The sequence below is a fragment of the Methanospirillum hungatei genome (assembly GCF_020216685.1).
Taxonomy (GTDB): Archaea; Halobacteriota; Methanomicrobia; order Methanomicrobiales; family Methanospirillaceae; genus Methanospirillum; species Methanospirillum hungatei_B.
Map to the genome: position 1 here is coordinate 1 of NZ_JAIWNS010000124.1, position 15,865 is coordinate 15,865.

14 protein-coding genes are annotated in these 15,865 nt (G+C 44.1%); 11 read left to right on the forward strand and 3 right to left on the reverse strand.

All coding sequences use genetic code 11. The features are described 5' to 3' along the window. The 8 genes from LDL35_RS07825 to LDL35_RS07860 form a co-directional block, all read left to right on the forward strand. Positions 1-480, forward strand: a 480-nt coding sequence (locus LDL35_RS07825) for a V-type ATP synthase subunit E family protein (protein ID WP_304021299.1), incomplete at its 5' end; no start/stop codon positions are given. Positions 481-498: 18 nt separating this feature from the next. After that, positions 499-1,554 carry a V-type ATP synthase subunit C gene (locus tag LDL35_RS07830; protein ID WP_304021302.1) on the forward strand — a complete coding sequence of 352 codons (1,056 nt, stop codon included), beginning with the start codon at positions 499-501 and terminating at the stop codon, positions 1,552-1,554. Position 1,555: 1 nt separating this feature from the next. Continuing rightward, positions 1,556-1,858 (forward strand): V-type ATP synthase subunit F, encoded by a 303-nt coding sequence (locus LDL35_RS07835; RefSeq protein WP_304021305.1) that lies wholly within the window; start codon positions 1,556-1,558, stop codon positions 1,856-1,858. Next, positions 1,849-3,597, forward strand: a complete 1,749-nt coding sequence (locus tag LDL35_RS07840) for an ATP synthase subunit A (protein ID WP_304021308.1) — start codon at positions 1,849-1,851, stop codon at positions 3,595-3,597. The genes LDL35_RS07835 and LDL35_RS07840 overlap by 10 nt, the downstream gene beginning before the upstream one ends. Next, positions 3,598-4,980, forward strand: a complete 1,383-nt coding sequence (locus tag LDL35_RS07845; RefSeq protein WP_304021311.1) for a V-type ATP synthase subunit B — start codon at positions 3,598-3,600, stop codon at positions 4,978-4,980. 6 nt (positions 4,981-4,986) lie between these two features. Continuing rightward, positions 4,987-5,616 carry a V-type ATP synthase subunit D gene (locus LDL35_RS07850; protein WP_011448210.1) on the forward strand — a complete coding sequence of 210 codons (630 nt, stop codon included), beginning with the start codon at positions 4,987-4,989 and terminating at the stop codon, positions 5,614-5,616. A gap of 1,142 nt (positions 5,617-6,758) precedes the next feature. Further along, entirely contained in the window at positions 6,759-7,007 is a 249-nt protein-coding gene (locus LDL35_RS07855; protein ID WP_304021315.1) for a hypothetical protein, read from the forward strand. Between the two features lie 147 nt (positions 7,008-7,154). Then, entirely contained in the window at positions 7,155-7,415 is a 261-nt protein-coding gene (locus tag LDL35_RS07860; RefSeq protein WP_304021317.1) for a UPF0175 family protein, read from the forward strand. Positions 7,416-8,043: 628 nt separating this feature from the next. Here the strand turns inward: LDL35_RS07860 and LDL35_RS07865 are convergent. The 3 genes from LDL35_RS07865 to LDL35_RS07875 all read right to left on the reverse strand — a co-directional run bounded on the left by LDL35_RS07865 (position 8,044) and on the right by LDL35_RS07875 (position 12,269). Next, entirely contained in the window at positions 8,044-8,229 is a 186-nt protein-coding gene (locus tag LDL35_RS07865) for an antitoxin VapB family protein (RefSeq protein WP_304021324.1), read from the reverse strand. 224 nt (positions 8,230-8,453) lie between these two features. Then, entirely contained in the window at positions 8,454-10,142 is a 1,689-nt protein-coding gene (locus tag LDL35_RS07870) for an ATP-binding protein (protein ID WP_304021327.1), read from the reverse strand. Between the two features lie 558 nt (positions 10,143-10,700). Continuing rightward, positions 10,701-12,269: an ATP-binding protein gene (locus LDL35_RS07875; RefSeq protein ID WP_304021330.1), complete on the reverse strand. Its 1,569-nt coding sequence runs from the start codon at positions 12,267-12,269 to the stop codon at positions 10,701-10,703. Positions 12,270-12,438: 169 nt separating this feature from the next. Between LDL35_RS07875 and pgk the strand changes: the two genes are divergently transcribed. From pgk to cas1, 3 genes are all read left to right on the forward strand, one after another. After that, the gene (gene pgk / locus LDL35_RS07880; protein ID WP_304021333.1) at positions 12,439-13,665 is read left to right on the forward strand and encodes a phosphoglycerate kinase; all 1,227 of its coding nucleotides are present in this window, start codon (positions 12,439-12,441) and stop codon (positions 13,663-13,665) included. A gap of 63 nt (positions 13,666-13,728) precedes the next feature. Beyond that, positions 13,729-14,646, forward strand: coding sequence for a VOC family protein (locus LDL35_RS07885; protein ID WP_304021336.1), 918 nt, complete (start codon positions 13,729-13,731; stop codon positions 14,644-14,646). Between the two features lie 31 nt (positions 14,647-14,677). Continuing rightward, positions 14,678-15,610 carry a CRISPR-associated endonuclease Cas1 gene (gene cas1, locus LDL35_RS07890; RefSeq protein WP_304021339.1) on the forward strand — a complete coding sequence of 311 codons (933 nt, stop codon included), beginning with the start codon at positions 14,678-14,680 and terminating at the stop codon, positions 15,608-15,610. Positions 15,611-15,865 lie beyond the last annotated feature (255 nt).

Consider the following 15,865-nt stretch of genomic DNA (forward strand, 5'->3'; position numbering starts at 1 on the left):
ATGAATGCTGCCAGGCAGGAAGTTGAGAAGATACAGCTTACTGTCAGGGATGAAGTGGAGAAGAACCTCTCCCATATCATCTCCCAGGAGGAGGCAGCAGCACATTTGATCGTAAAGCGTCAGGTTCTGAACGCCCAGAAGGATTTAATGGATCAGGTATATAAGCAGGCGCTTGATAAAATCGTCTCAATGCCTGAATCCTTCCATGAAGAGGCGATCACTTCCCTGCTTCGGAAAGCAAAGGAAGAGATCCCAAAGGGTAAGGTCAGCTGCGCAGCACGTGATGAAAAGATCCTCAAGAATGTCCTGAAAGAGTCCGAATTCTCTGCATACACATTCGGTTCTGTCATCGATACCGACGGGGGCATCATCGTTGAAAGCGATGACGGACAACTGCAGGTCGATTACAGTTATCGTACATTCCTGAACCAGGTTTGGGAATCAGGATTAAAGGACGCATCAGACTCTCTCTTCGCGTGACTCAGAGGGGTATAAGAAATGGTTCAGAACAGTGGCGGCCCGGCTCCGTATATCTATGTCAGTACACGGTTACGGGTCAGGAAGGCCAAACTGCTCCCCCCTGAAGAATATCAGCGGATGCTCAACATGAGTCTTCCGGAGATTATTCGTCTGATTGGAGAGACAGAGTACCAGAAAGAGGTCGATGAGCTCGGAACTTCTTTTGAAGGTATCGATCTGATTGAGGTCGCTCTTTCCTGGAATCTTGCCAAAGAATATCAGCGGGTTATTGAACTTGCCCCCGGATCTCTCAAGGAATTTACCATGGCATACCTTCGCCGGTGGGATATCTATAATATCCTGACCATTCTGCGTGGGAAGATGCAGGGCATGAAGGAAGGGAAGATTAAAGAAGTACTCATTCCTGCCGGAAGTCTTGACCGGACTATCCTTGACCGGGTTTTGGCAGAAGAAAACTGCGAACGGGTTGCAGACGCTCTCAAGAGCTGGAAGATGTATCCGACACTTTCTGCAGAACTGTCTGAAGGATGTGCCATTGGTTCATTTGCCAGACTTGAAAATGAGCTCTACAAGCGCTTATATGCAGACCTTCTCCAGATTGCCCGGAGAGGAGTGAAGGGCGGTAACCAGTTCCTGAAATTTGTTCAGCTGGAGATTGATGTGAAGAACATCAAGACGCTCTTTCGGATGAGGGGCGACGGATATGAAGAAGATGCACGTGAATTTTTCATCCCCGGAGCCACATTCACCCCTGAAGAGCTGCAGCAGATGAACCAGATGACCAGCAGGAACGAGGTCATTGATGCCCTGCTCGCACGGATAAAGGCAAAGGCAATTCAGGTTGCCTTGGAAGATCTGAGAACTGAAAAGTCAGAACAGGAGGTCGATGCTGAACTTACCAAAACACAGCTTGACCATATGGAACAGCTCTCCAAGATTAATCCGTTCTCAATTCATCCAATCCTCGTCTATCTTGAAAAGAAGAAATACGAGGTCTTCAACCTGAGAGCCATCGCCCGTGGAAAAGAATCCCGCCTTGCCGGTGATACCATTGCAAAATATCTGGTGATATAAGATGGAGATCGCGGTAATCGGAAATAGTGAATTCATCCTCGGGTTCAGACTTGCCGGAATAACAAAAACATACGCGGCAGAATCCGATGAAAAGGTTGTTGAGTATGTTCACAAGGTTCTCGATGATGGTAAGATCGGAATCCTTGTTCTCAACAGCAAGGATATGGCAAAGATTCCAGTACGACTCCGCACTACCCTCGAAAACTCAGTTCACCCGACGGTTATCACACTTGGTGAGGAGGAAGGCGGTTTGTCGATGCGTGAGAGAATTAAACGATCAGTGGGTGTTGATCTGTGGAAGTAAAACGAACCAAAGGGGTTTTAAAGAGAATTGCAGGACCTGTCGTCACTGCAGTCAATCTCGACGCACACATGTATGATGTGGTGAAGGTCGGGGATGAGCAGCTGATGGGTGAGGTCATCAAGATCAAGGGTGAGGATATCATCATCCAGGTCTATGAGGATACCTCAGGCATCAAACCGGGTGAACCGGTAGAGAACACCGGTCTCTCGCTCTCCGTTGAGCTGGGACCAGGACTTCTGACCAGTATTTATGACGGTATTCAGCGTCCGCTCGAAGTGCTGGTTGAGAAGATGGGAAATTTCATCGAGCGTGGAGTTACTGCTCCCGGTCTCTCCCATGACAAGAAGTGGGAGTTTAAGCCGGTCAAGAAAGCAGGCGACATGGTTACTCCCGGAACTATCATCGGAGAGGTTCAGGAGACTAACATCGTCCATAAGATAATGATCCCTCCATACTGCGATGCAGGAAAGATCAAGGACATTAAGAGCGGTTCCTTTACCATCGATGAGATCGTCTGTACCCTTGACAACGGGGCAGAGATCGCCATGATGCACAAGTGGCCGGTCCGTATACCACGTCCGGTTACGGAAAAACTTAACCCGGACATTCCGCTCATCACCGGTCAGCGTATTCTTGACGGTCTTTTCCCGGTTGCAAAAGGTGGAACAGCAGCAATTCCTGGTCCATTCGGATCCGGAAAGACGGTTACCCAGCAGGCCCTTGCAAAGTGGTCTGATGCAGAGATCGTCGTGTATATCGGGTGTGGAGAACGTGGAAACGAGATGACTGAAGTTCTGACCGAATTCCCCGAACTCGAAGACCCGAAGACCGGACGTCCGCTCATGGAACGTACGGTTCTTATCGCCAACACCTCAAACATGCCGGTAGCTGCCCGTGAAGCATCTGTGTACACCGGTATTACCATCGCAGAATACTTCCGTGACATGGGGTACGACGTTTCCCTGATGGCAGATTCCACCTCCCGGTGGGCAGAAGCCATGCGTGAAATCTCATCCCGTCTTGAAGAGATGCCTGGTGAGGAAGGATATCCGGCATACCTTGCAGCCCGTCTGTCTGAATTTTACGAGCGTGCAGGTCGTGTCAACACCCTGAACAAGGACTTTGGATCAGTCACCGTTATAGGTGCGGTTTCACCACCTGGTGGAGACTTCTCCGAGCCGGTTACCCAGAATACCCTGCGTATCGTCAAGTGTTTCTGGGCTCTGGATGCAAAGCTCTCACAGCGGCGTCACTTCCCGGCTATCAACTGGCTGAACTCCTACTCACTGTACCTGGACACCTTAAGCCAGTACTATGATGAGAATGTCTCACCTGAGTGGAACCCGCTTCGTACCTGGGCAATGGAAGTCCTCCAGAAAGAAGCCGAACTGCAGGAAATTGTGCAGCTCGTTGGTTCAGATGCACTGCCGGATGAGGAACAGGTCACCATCGAAGTAGCCCGTATGCTTCGTGAGATCTTCCTGCAGCAGAACGCATTCGACCCGGTCGATACCTATTGTGACATGACCAAGCAGTTTGACATCCTCAAGGCAATCAGATTCTATTCTGACCAGGCATATGCAGCTCTGAAGGCAGGAGTCATCACCTCTCAGATCACCGGTCTGAAGGCAAAGAACGACCTTCCACAGATCAAGTATGTCAAGGAATACAAACCTGAAATCGAACGGATTGTCAAGACAATGGAATCAGAGTTTACCAAACTCCGGGAGGCGGCTTAGATGAAGGAGTACAGAACTATCACACAGGTTGCAGGTCCTTTGGTCTTTGTCGAGAAGACTGAACCTGTGGGATACCAGGAACTCGTTAATCTCGTCCTTGCAGATGGATCAGAAAAGCGTGGTCAGGTCCTTGATACCTCTGATGATATTGTCGTCGTTCAGGTGTTTGAGACCACTACCGGTATCGGAAAGGATACTGGTGTCCGGTTTACCGGAGAGACCATCAAGATGCCGGTCGGAAAGGACATGCTCGGACGTATCCTCTCCGGTGCAGGAAAGCCAAAAGACGGCGGCCCTGACATCGTTCCAGAGAAACGTCTTGAGATCACCGGTGCTGCTATCAACCCCTGGGCACGTGGGTCTCCACGCCAGTTTATCCAGACCGGTATCTCCACCATCGATCTGACAAACACCCTTGTTCGTGGACAGAAACTGCCAATCTTCTCTGGATCTGGTCTGCCACACAACGAGATTGCACTGCAGATCGCCCGTCAGGCAAAAGTTCCGGGATCTGACGAACAGTTCGCAGTCGTGTTTGCTGCAATGGGTATTACCAAGGAAGAAGAAAACCAGTTCATGGCCGAGTTCGAGAGAACCGGAGCACTTGAGCATGCAGTGGTGTTCTTAAACCTTGCAGATGATCCGGCAGTCGAGCGTATCATTACCCCACGGCTTGCCCTGACCACTGCAGAATATCTGGCATTCGAGCTTGATTACCATGTGCTGGTTATCCTGACCGATATGACCAACTACTGTGAAGCACTCCGTCAGATCGGTGCAGCCCGTGAAGAAGTGCCAGGTCGTCGTGGATATCCGGGGTACATGTACACCGACCTTGCATCCCTGTACGAACGTGCAGGTATTATCAAGGGCAAAAAAGGGTCAGTTACCCAGCTGTCCATCCTGACCATGCCTGGTGACGACATCACCCACCCGATCCCTGACCTGTCCGGGTACATTACCGAGGGCCAGATCGTGGTAAACCGTGATCTTCACCGAAAGGGTATCTACCCACCGATCAATGTTCTGCCGTCACTTTCACGTCTGATGAACCTTGGTATCGGAAAGGGTTTCACCCGTGAAGACCACAAGAAGGTCTCTGACCAGCTCTATGCAGGTTATGCAGAAGGTGTCGATCTTCGTGGACTGGTGGCAATCGTCGGTAAGGATGCACTTTCAGAGCGTGACCGGGGATTCCTTGAGTTTGCAGAGATGTTTGAGAACCGATTTGTCCGTCAGGGCAAGGATGAAGACCGGACTATCGAGGAGTCACTTGACCTTGGATGGGATCTGCTCAAAGACATTCCTGAAGAACAACTTGTGCGTATTGACCGTGAACTTATTCAGAAGTATCATCCAAAATACCGCAAGAAGGCAGAGTGAGCCTCCATGGCACTGAAAGATGTCAAGCCGACACGGTCTGAGCTTATCAATATCAAAAAGAAGATCAAGCTCTCCCAGAACGGCTACAAGATCCTCAAAATGAAGCGCGATGGACTCATTATGGAGTTCTTCAAAGTGCTTGAGGAGGCAAAGGACTCCAGAGGTGCTCTGCTTGAGAAATATGCCCGTGCACAGGAGATGATGGCTATCGCAAACACCATTGAAGGTTCAATCGGTGTGAAAGCTGCCGCATTTTCTGTCCGGGAAAACCCGGATATCACCCTCAAGAGTAAAAACATCATGGGAGTCGTGGTTCCGGAGATTGAATCAACCAAGGTCAGAAAAGGTATTGCAGACCGTGGATATGGGGTAATTGGTACCACCCCGGTCATCGATGACACAGCAGCTGCCTTTGAAGACCTGGTTGAAGCGATCATTAAAAGTGCAGAGATAGAGACTACGATGAAACGTCTGCTTGATGAGATTGAATCCACCAAGCGTCGGGTCAATGCTCTGGAGTTCAAGGTTATTCCTGAACTTTCCGATGCACGTGACTTTATCAAGATGCGGCTTGATGAGATGGAGCGTGAAGAGTTATTCAGGCTCAAAAAGATCAAGGCCAGATCTACCGCATAATTTTTTTATTTACGTTTTTTTCGCTCTTCGTTTATTCCTTGGGATAGGCTTTTTTCATAATCAGGCAGATTTTCGGATTTGTTTTCTGTATCCATTATCCTTTTTTCACCATTCCCACTGTATGTATTGTTGTATCAGGAGGCAATGATTATCAGCAATCAGGGAGATACATCAGGAAAAGTATGACACTTGTAAAAATATCAGAAAAAGGACAGATCGTCATACCTGCAGCATTCCGAAAAAAATAGAGTCTCAAAGGAGGTTAAACGATTATCCAACGGATGATGCAGATGGTATTCATATCAGGCCCCTGGTCCTTCTCTCTGACCTCTCCGGGATCGATGACGGGAAGGGATTATTACAGAAACTTCAGGAGAGGAGAGAGGAAGAAGGAGAGATTTAATGCCAGATCTACTACTTAACTTTATTTATATGCGTTCAGATTATTATCCTGATATCTCATTTATTTTTTAATTTATAAGCAGATTATATTTTATTACATGTGAAAGATAAAACCCCATTATTTTTTTGAAATGTTCGCAACTGCAGATCTCTTTTGCCATGAAACCAAAATTCCAAGTCATCATTGCATGAAACTATAATAATCCATCATTAATCTCATTTTATTCCATCGATTATTATAGCCCTACAATCAATCAAAATACGGCACCTCAATTCTTATAAATTATTTTAACCATGGAAAAGTAAGGCGACCATGCGAGTTAACTACGCTCCATTATAAGCAGATCTTCAAATTTTGATTTAATCCTGTACCGGGACTGTATCGCCCGATGGAACATCAGAGATGTTGCAGGATTTATCAGACTGGCGGAGTTTCTTCTCACGAACATTGGAACAAAAGTCCATTACCGATCCCTTGCCTCATTGCCCGGAATGGAAAGTCCCATGACAGTCAGGGATTACATCCATATTCTGGCAGATACGCATCTGATAACTGAAGTTCACCGATATGATCCATCCCTGAAGAAACAGTATGGAAACGGGAAAAAGATCTATGCTGTCGATACCGGTATGAGAAACCAGGTGGCTTTCAGGATTCCCGGTGATCATGAGAAACTCCTCGAAAATCTGGTTTTAGTGAAGTTAAAACCCCGGGGTTTTGATGTTTTTTTATCATTTTTTTGGCAAAGGAATGTGATTTTGTTGCTATCCAGAATGGCCAGGTAAATGCCCTGTACCAGGTCTGCAATGAATTAACTGATCTGAATAGGGAACATGAATATAGCGGTTTGCAGGAAGCGATGAACCAATATGATCTTGACTGGGGGATACTGATTACTCTGAACCAGGAAGGAACAGTTCAGGTTCCGGAAGGGGTGATTCAGATTATGCCGGTGTGGAAATGGTTGTTGAATATCGAAGAAAAATAATTTTTGTCGATAAAGCTTAAAATTTGGAGTTTTCCCATCATTTATTAGCTCTTAATTTCAAATTGTATTATTTATACGTCATGATGAATATTTATCAACAAATTTTTATAAAGGAATCATCTTATGTGATGAAGGAGAATTATTGTCATGTCAGATATTTGCTTAAAAATACCCCGTAATATTACAAATACAATCCGTCTTCCACCCGATACTCTACAGGAAGAATTACTCAAGGAACTTGCTATTGCTTTGTATACAAGAGGAATTTTAAGTTCAGGACAGTCCTCTAAACTAGCCGGAATGAAACGATATCAATGGGAAGAGGAATTAGGTAAACGAAATATTTCTCGCCATTATAATCTGGAAAATTTAGAGGAAGACTTTTCCTATGTTTTTCATAGCAAGTGATTCTTCGCCATTGACTAGTCTGGCATCAATCGAATATTTTTTTTGTAAACAGAATGCCTGGGTCCGATCCTTAATAATCAATACTCTTTCGGATGTATTGAGTAAATCACTCTCCAATCACCAATACGAAGTTTATCTATTCCTTTGAATTGCCCGGCCAGAGCCTCACCAATATCGGGATCGCCTGCCAATTTGAATTCTAATTTATGGAAAATACGTTTTGCAGAAATCTTATAAGTTTTTTTGAGATTTGAGAACAGAACGTTCTTAGTTAATCTGAAATTTCGAGAGCCAACATTAACTCATGAGAGGAAATAATATCATCGTCACTATCCTCCAAGCGGTCACGTGCAATTATTAAATCGACATATTCGAAAATATCAATCTTCATGGCCATTTAAATGCAATTCCCCTTGATAGAAACAGACTGCTTGCCAATTTTCGATTTTTTGAGCAAAGAACATCCAGCAATCGAACTATGATATTTATTGTTAATAAAAGGTTATTGGATGGAACATTCAGAAGAGTCATGAATAAAGTATTGGTCATGGACATACAAGAAATCGTCTGAAGGAGAGAAAAAAAGGCTGGGATCACAAAACTAAACGCCTGAACAACACGGAGAACATCACAAGGGAATCTCCACGAGATCTTCATTCTCCTGGATTCGATTTATTTCTTCGACAAGCCGCCACTTCTTTTCATGCTCGATCATCTCCTCTATCAATTCAGAGAAGGTCATACCCGGCTCTCGCATTCCTGAAAGGTTAGCCCAAACATCTTCTCTGACAATAATGCGCTTAGTGGCATTCATGACATGTATGGAAGATTGAAAAAGATTACTTTGATCGATATAACTGTCCTTTTAAGATACTGACGTATCACACGAAATGTTCGTGATTTCGGAAAGATTGAACCACTTCGCCTGAAGAACCCATATGCTGACAATTGACCGGATATCAATTAAAGGGCCCATCCCTTTTTCCTATGATACACTGTTCATCAAAAAATGATCTCTAAATTTTATACTAACCATCACTACACCTCATCCACAACAACACACCGATCTCCGGCAAAGACCAGTACCCACCGCTTCAGATTCGGAATTGCTGATAATTCGGGTGAGGAGACATAGCGACTGAGCTGGTCCTGCCCAGATTGTACCACCTGTTCAATCCTTTCCGGTGATGAATCAGCCATCTTCAGATATTTCAATTCAAATATGGCATAATAATCTGGATGCCAGGGATCCCGTTTCAGAAGAGCGATATCAATATACCCCTCATTCACCTCGTATTCAGATTTTACCAGGTAGAGGTTACTCATGTTTGCATAGGTGAAGAATGCTATTTTGATATATTTTTCGTCAAACCCGATGAAATCACGGTTTGAAAAGGCATGAAGAAGATCTTCTATCAATCCGATGAGTTTTACACACCTGCCCTCGTAACCGATCTCCCGTATTGCTTCACGAATCCTGGCTGGTTCTAAGTCAAAGGAACCCTCCTGGGCGATGAATCGGGTAAAGAGATCAAAATACAGGCCCTTAATGACATAATTGGGAATCGTGAGGGATACCTCACCCGGAATCGGTTTCTTAATCGTAAGCAGACCGAGATAGAAGAGGAGAGAAATGAAATCATCACGGGTAAACTCCTTCTCCATGGAGAACTGGGCCGTTATCTGAGCCGTAACCTCTCCTTTATACACGATATCCTTGAGCACAGCAATATTACTCATCGGGGATTTAATCTCGAGAAGCTTTCCAATCTTCCCGTAATCGCTGGCGATATTCATATCCAGCAACTGCTCAGGTGGCTGCCCATTTTCTCTGATACTACTAAGGTAATAGAGGATCATATCACTGTTAAAAACCCGAGTTTCACCCATCTCGCTAAATAAATAACCATTGTAATATTGACGCATGATTGGGAGGTTCTCTCTAGTAACTTCCCCTGGGACGGTCGCTTCTATTAGCCGGGTAACTTCCTGCTCAGTAAATCCCATCATTCCATTCAATTTAGGATTGCGGGTCAGGTTTGTACTAATATTAAATCCTGAAGTCAGACTATCAAGGGTCACCGGTGATACCCCGGTTGCAAAGATCCTGGCTACAAAGGTCTGAGTTCCAATCTTCAGTGCCTCATACCATTTCCTGATAAAACCCTGCCTGCTGATTGTCTCCTGAAAAAGATTAAGATTAAAACTCAGTAGTTCATTTGCAAAGTGGTCATACTCATCAATAATGACAAAAACCTTTCCATTCATTTTGGAGGGAAGCCGGGAGAAGAAGCCGGCAAGCAGATCCGCAGGAGAGCCGGACGGGGAGAGAGAGAATGAGAGTTCGTACCGGTTCAGGAAATATTCAAGGGAATCACGGATCCTGGCTGTAAAACCAGAGTAAAGGACCTCTTCAGTTTCAGTTGACAGGGCTGAAAAATTAAAGTTTAAAACATAGTATGAATTTCGTTTTGCTGTGGGTTCCTTCCCGATATCTGTCCCCTCGAAAAGTGCGTGAAAGTTCTCTTTTTCATTTATATCGTAGTAGTTATTGAGGACCGAGACAAAGAGACTCTTTCCAAACCTTCGGGGCCTGAGGAAGAACTGGTACGGTGCAGGATAATCTTCAAGAACGCGGATATAACGGGTTTTATCCACATATATATACCCCTCCTCTCTCATTATCCTGAAGTTGCTGATCCCGTACGGGATCTTCAGAAGAGTCATGAGTAAAGTATTGATCATGGATATACAAGAAATCGCCTGAAAATAGATTGGAGAAAAATCAAGAGAAGAGAAATATATGCGATGGTATGTTCCAAACGTATCTCGATTTAAACATAATCACTCAAAAAAGTGAAAAGAAATCATTGTATGGATTATTCAGATTTATTATAACCATCCATATCATCAATAAAACGGCGTTTTTTCTCCTGCTCCACCATGAACAAAAGAATATCATCGAACGTTTGACAGGGTTGTTTTAGCTCAGTATATCAGCCCATACCCCTTCGGAAACAGGAATTCTTTTTGTGGCAGCAATAGAATATTATTCGTCATTACCATATTTACAATATATCACATCCTAACCAATTCAATGAGGTGATCAACCCATGACTTTGTTTCGCGGTAAAGACAAAGATTGAGAATTAAATCCAGAATAATTCAGGTAATCAGATCTGTAGGTACCTGTAGAGCTGATGTAATCAATTTTATTGTTTCAGACCCTTGAAATAAACCATAGGATGATAAGATATTCACAAAAATAAGATCGAAAGACCGGTATCAGGTTGAAATTTTTGGTATGTGAAACGAGTACTCATCAATATTTCGTGTTTCAGGATCAAAAACAATCCCAATTTCTATTAATTGTCTTTTATCAGAACGGTATTTCTCTGAATATCCCCGATTCTGTATTTGCTTGAGGGGACTTAAGTCTCCGGTTTTGTCGATCCCTTTCACCTTAAATTCAAAGATCCAGGTATATGATGCAGTTTTTACCGTCAGATCAATGCGACCCTTGTTTGTAGTATCTTCCGGAATTATCTCATATCCAAGACTTGCAAGGTATGAATAAACCAGACTTACCCAGTACCCCTCAAATTGCGCAAGCGGATTTTTTCTAAACCAGTCATGAGGAATCGAAGCCAGAAAAGATTTCAATTGGCGATGAAACCCATCAACATTTCCGGAACCAAGAAGGTTTCGGATATCAGGAAAGGACAGGGGTGTAGCATCCTTTCTGAGAAGATTGAGAATGCTCTTATGAAATGATTCTTTCACTTCCCGGTTCGGGAAGCCAAGGGTATACCATGTTCCTTCCTCCGGATTACTGGTCCAGGATTTGATCGTAAGATACCCTGCCTGAAAGAGTAGAGTTTCAAGCCGGATCTGGTCAGGATCAAAAGAGCTAAGCAGATCATCCCCGGCAATGAGCCCTTCATATTCTGCCGGGAGTCTTGGCTGTGATTGCCAGAGTTTTAAAAAAAATGATGGTGTTCCGGTTTCAAACCAATAAGGTCTGAAAAGACCTGAATCAAAATAGAGCAGAATATCAAAGGGATTATATACAGACTCACCGGTCCAGGAATACCCATTATACCATTCGCGGACGAGTTTTGAATCGCTCACTGCAAACCAGGACGGAAAATCATCCCTGATATTTTCTTCAGTATACCCACAGACTGAAGAATACCTTCGGTCAAGCGTGATGTCTTTCAGGTTATTCAGTCCGGAAAAAATCCCGGTTTTAACAAATTTCGATACTCCGGTGAGAAAGACAAATCGAATATGAGAATCCAGAGGTTTGATTACCGCGTAAAAATCACGAAGGACGTCACGCATCTCAGCCGCCCGGGATGGATCGTCAAGAACATCGAGAATCGGTTTGTCATACTCATCCACCAGGATTACTACCTGTTCTCCGGTTTTTTCGTGAATTTTTCGGATGATCGCAGAGAATCGGCCACCAATCGTAGTTTCAAAAGGCTCAAAATCCCATTCCCTTGCCCAGGCAGAGAGAATCTCATGGATCCGGGTTTTTAACTCATCTCCAGTTCGGGGAGAAGATAATGACCAGTCGATCTTCAGGACCGGGTTTTTTCTGTTCCATTCCCAGGCAGCATCCGGGGTATCCAGGTATAATCCCGAGAACAAACCCCGTTCTCCGGAAAAAGCGCAATGAAGTGTATCTATCAGAAGGCTTTTTCCAAACCGCCGGGGACGGGAAAGGAAATAATATTTACCAGATCTGACAAGAGAAGATATAAAAAAGGTTTTATCAACATACACATACCCGCCGGTCCTGATTTCAACAAAAGACTGGATACCGATGGGTAGTTTCAGGTCAGACATTCGTTCATAATTGTACCCGGTTTGATGTAAATAAATATTCATCACACGACAGAAAGGAAATATGAGTATACAATCGATCTGATTAAATCAGATAATGACAGGAATTAATGTACTTCCAGCTTGAATAGAGCTGTGATTTTTCCGATACGTATAATAACCGGGGAAGTCTATGGGCACATATTCAAAAATTAAAGGATTATCTGACGTTGATGTTTCAGGAAAGACTGTTCTGCTCAGGGTTGATTTTAATTCACCAATCGATCCCCAGGCCGGGATAATCCTTGATGATAAGCGCTTTCGTGAAATTCTGTATACGATAAAGGCATTGGACAAGGCAAAAACCGTCATCATCACTCATCAGAGCAGACCGGGAAAAAAGGATTTTACTTCTCTTGTCTCCCATGCTCACCGGCTTTCAGAACTTCTTGGAAAAGAGGTCAGATTTGTTGATGATATCTTTGGAACATGTGCCCGGGATGCTGTCCGCAATGCAAAAGTTGGCGATGTTATCATGCTGGAAAATGTCCGGTTCAATGCTGAAGAGAACCTGAAACTATCCGGTGAGGAGTCAGCAAAGACGGTTCTTGTGAAAAACCTTGCACGAATGGGTGATATCTTCATCAATGATGCATTTGGGACTGCACACCGATCCCAGCCAACCATAGTCGGCCTTCCAGAAGTTCTCCCCGCAATTGCCGGACTCCTGATGGAACGGGAAGTTGAAAACCTCTCACGGGTGTTCAGTGGAGCTCCCCGTCCGGTGACGTTTATCCTTGGCGGGACAAAGGTTGATGATTCAATCGATGTTGCTAAACATGTTCTCACAAACAGCATTGCTGACAACGTCCTTGCGGTTGGTGTGGTTGCTAACATTTTTCTTGCCGCCAAAGGGTACAGCATCGGAAAACCATCAATGGACCTGATTGAACAACTCGGGTACACAGGACAGATCGAAGTTGCAAAAGATATTTTATCCAGATTCAGTGAGAAGATCGTCGTTCCGGAACATGTCGCCATTAAAAAGGATGGGGTCCGGGTCGAGATGCATGTCCGTGATATCCCATCAGACTGTCCAATCCTTGACCTTGGATCTGAAGGACTCATACCCTGCCTTGACGTTATTAAAAAATCCCGCACCGTTGTATTAAATGGTCCGGCCGGTCTGTTTGAAGAGTCTGAGTACTCATTCGGAACATATGAGATCATCAAAGCTGCAGCAGAGGCTGAGTTTTCCGTCGTCGGAGGCGGGCATACAGCCGCAGTCATTGAAAAGATGGGATATGATACAAAGTTCACCCACATCTCAACCGGTGGCGGTGCATGCATAGAATTTTTAACCGGCAAGAAACTACCCGCCATAGCTGCCCTGGAAAAAAGTGCTGAACGATTTGCATAGGCCAATCTAAAAAGGCAACTTTAATTTTTCTGTGACAGACCTCATAAGAAGATTTCTGAATATATGAATGATACTACCATTACCCTTGATCACATTGCACTACAGGTAACTAACCTGGAGCGAAGTATCCGTTTTTATCAGGATATCCTGCATATGCAGGCCTATGGCCCGGTCCATCTTGGGATGCTCTCTACAGGCGGGAGGATTTTAGGAAAAGTCGCCGGGGCGAAGGGTCTTTTAAAAGGAATTATCGGCAGCATATCATCACGGGCTCTTCGTGATCAGTATACCGATGTGGCCCTGTTATCATCCAATGGGAGATTATATGATATTCTGCTCATTCAGGAACGTTATCCGGAAACGAACGCAACCAGATCGGTTGATGGACATACCATATTCGGTTTTTCATGTTTTCTGTCATCGGCGGTTGATTCAGAGATCCTTGGATGGGACCTTCATCAGGCTGAAGCAGATTTTTCCTGGGGAGATCCGGGTCTTGATGGAACAATCTTCTCGCAGGATTGTCCCAATCACTCCCTCTATGTCCGTGACCCTGATGGCAGGATCATTGAATTGATCCCAAATGCGAGTGATGATGCACCGCCCTCCTTCATTACCGGCCTGAATACCATCACTCTGCATGTGACCTATCCGGATAAAAGTAAACAATTCTATTGTGATAAATTTGGGATGAAGGTTGAATCAGACTTCACGGGAAAAGGCCTGGGGAAACGGTTCATCAGGTTGAAAAGTACAGACGGAAAAGGTTGTTTAATCCTGTATGGTCAGACAAAACCCGATGGAAATCCTATAGAAGCAGGAGGATACGGACTTGACCATTTCGCGATTACCGGATGCCAGGGAGTCGGGGAGAAATCCACAGATGCAATAGATATCAGGATGGATCCAGAAAAACTATCCGAACATACCACTTCCTCATATATCAGGGATTCTGACGGGTACTGGATCGAATGTATCTGAATCATACTTTGGCAGTTTTTTGAGATGATTAATGACGATACCATGGAGAATAGTGGGAGGATTTGGAGCCCACATCAAATCAAACCGGACTGAAATTACTATTCAGCATAAGGGAAAAATTACTGAGATACCAATTAAAGACCTCTCTCATTTTCTTCTCATCGGTGGTCATACCATCCAGACATCAACGATAACATCCCTGGTAAAAGAAGGAGTTTTTATCTCATTTTGTGAGTCTGATGGTGAGCCGGTCGGATATATATCACCCTATGATTATTCTCTTTTTAAGGAGATTCAGCATCTTCAAAAGAATGTAGCCCCGTATTCATATGCCCTTGCCTGTGCAACTGAATCGATAAAGTCCAGGATTCTTGCAATAGAGAAATATGCAGAAGAGATTGGGCAGGAGATTCTTTTTTCCGGAGAACTTGACATCCTTACAGGGTATGCAAAGGAACTGGAAAACATGGTTCTTATTGAAGAACTGCGGAGAATCGAACAACTGGTCCGGGATATGTACTATGAAATCCTTGGTCGACTCATCAGTCCGACGTACCTTTTTAAAAGAAGGACCAGTCGTCCCTACCTTGATCCGGTAAACGCCATTTTCTCTTTTGGATATGGAATGCTCTCATCAGCATGTACAAGAGCTGTCATCGGCGGACATTTGGATCCTGGCCATGGGTATTTAAACAGAGGTAACCAGGCACTTGTTCAGGATCTTATGAATTGCTGGAAACCGGATATGATAGACGCTCAGGTTATCGCTTTTCTGAGATCCGGCAGGTTAGATAAGAATGGATATGAACGAACAAAAGATCGATGTATCCTTCAGGAAGAGGTAATTGAAGAATTAATTTATGTGTTTTCACAATCCATTCAGGAGGATCGTATCAATTCACAGATAGATCTACTTATTCGGTCTCTTCGGGGAGAAGAACAATTCTCAATTATAAAGACATAATTTCGCACCGAACTATTTTCGATCTCACCTCTCACTTTTTTGATTTCATATTTTCACCAGAGTATAAATTCATTTTAATAGATTTTGCAATATTTTAGTCATTCTGATATATAGCACCATATGATTTATTATATGAACATTTCGATATGGATCTAACATAAATATATAATAAATAATATAAAATTATATTAAATAAAAGAGGAGATACAGGATAAAATTTCCTCTTCAAATCCTTTGGCAATTGATTCGTCCGTG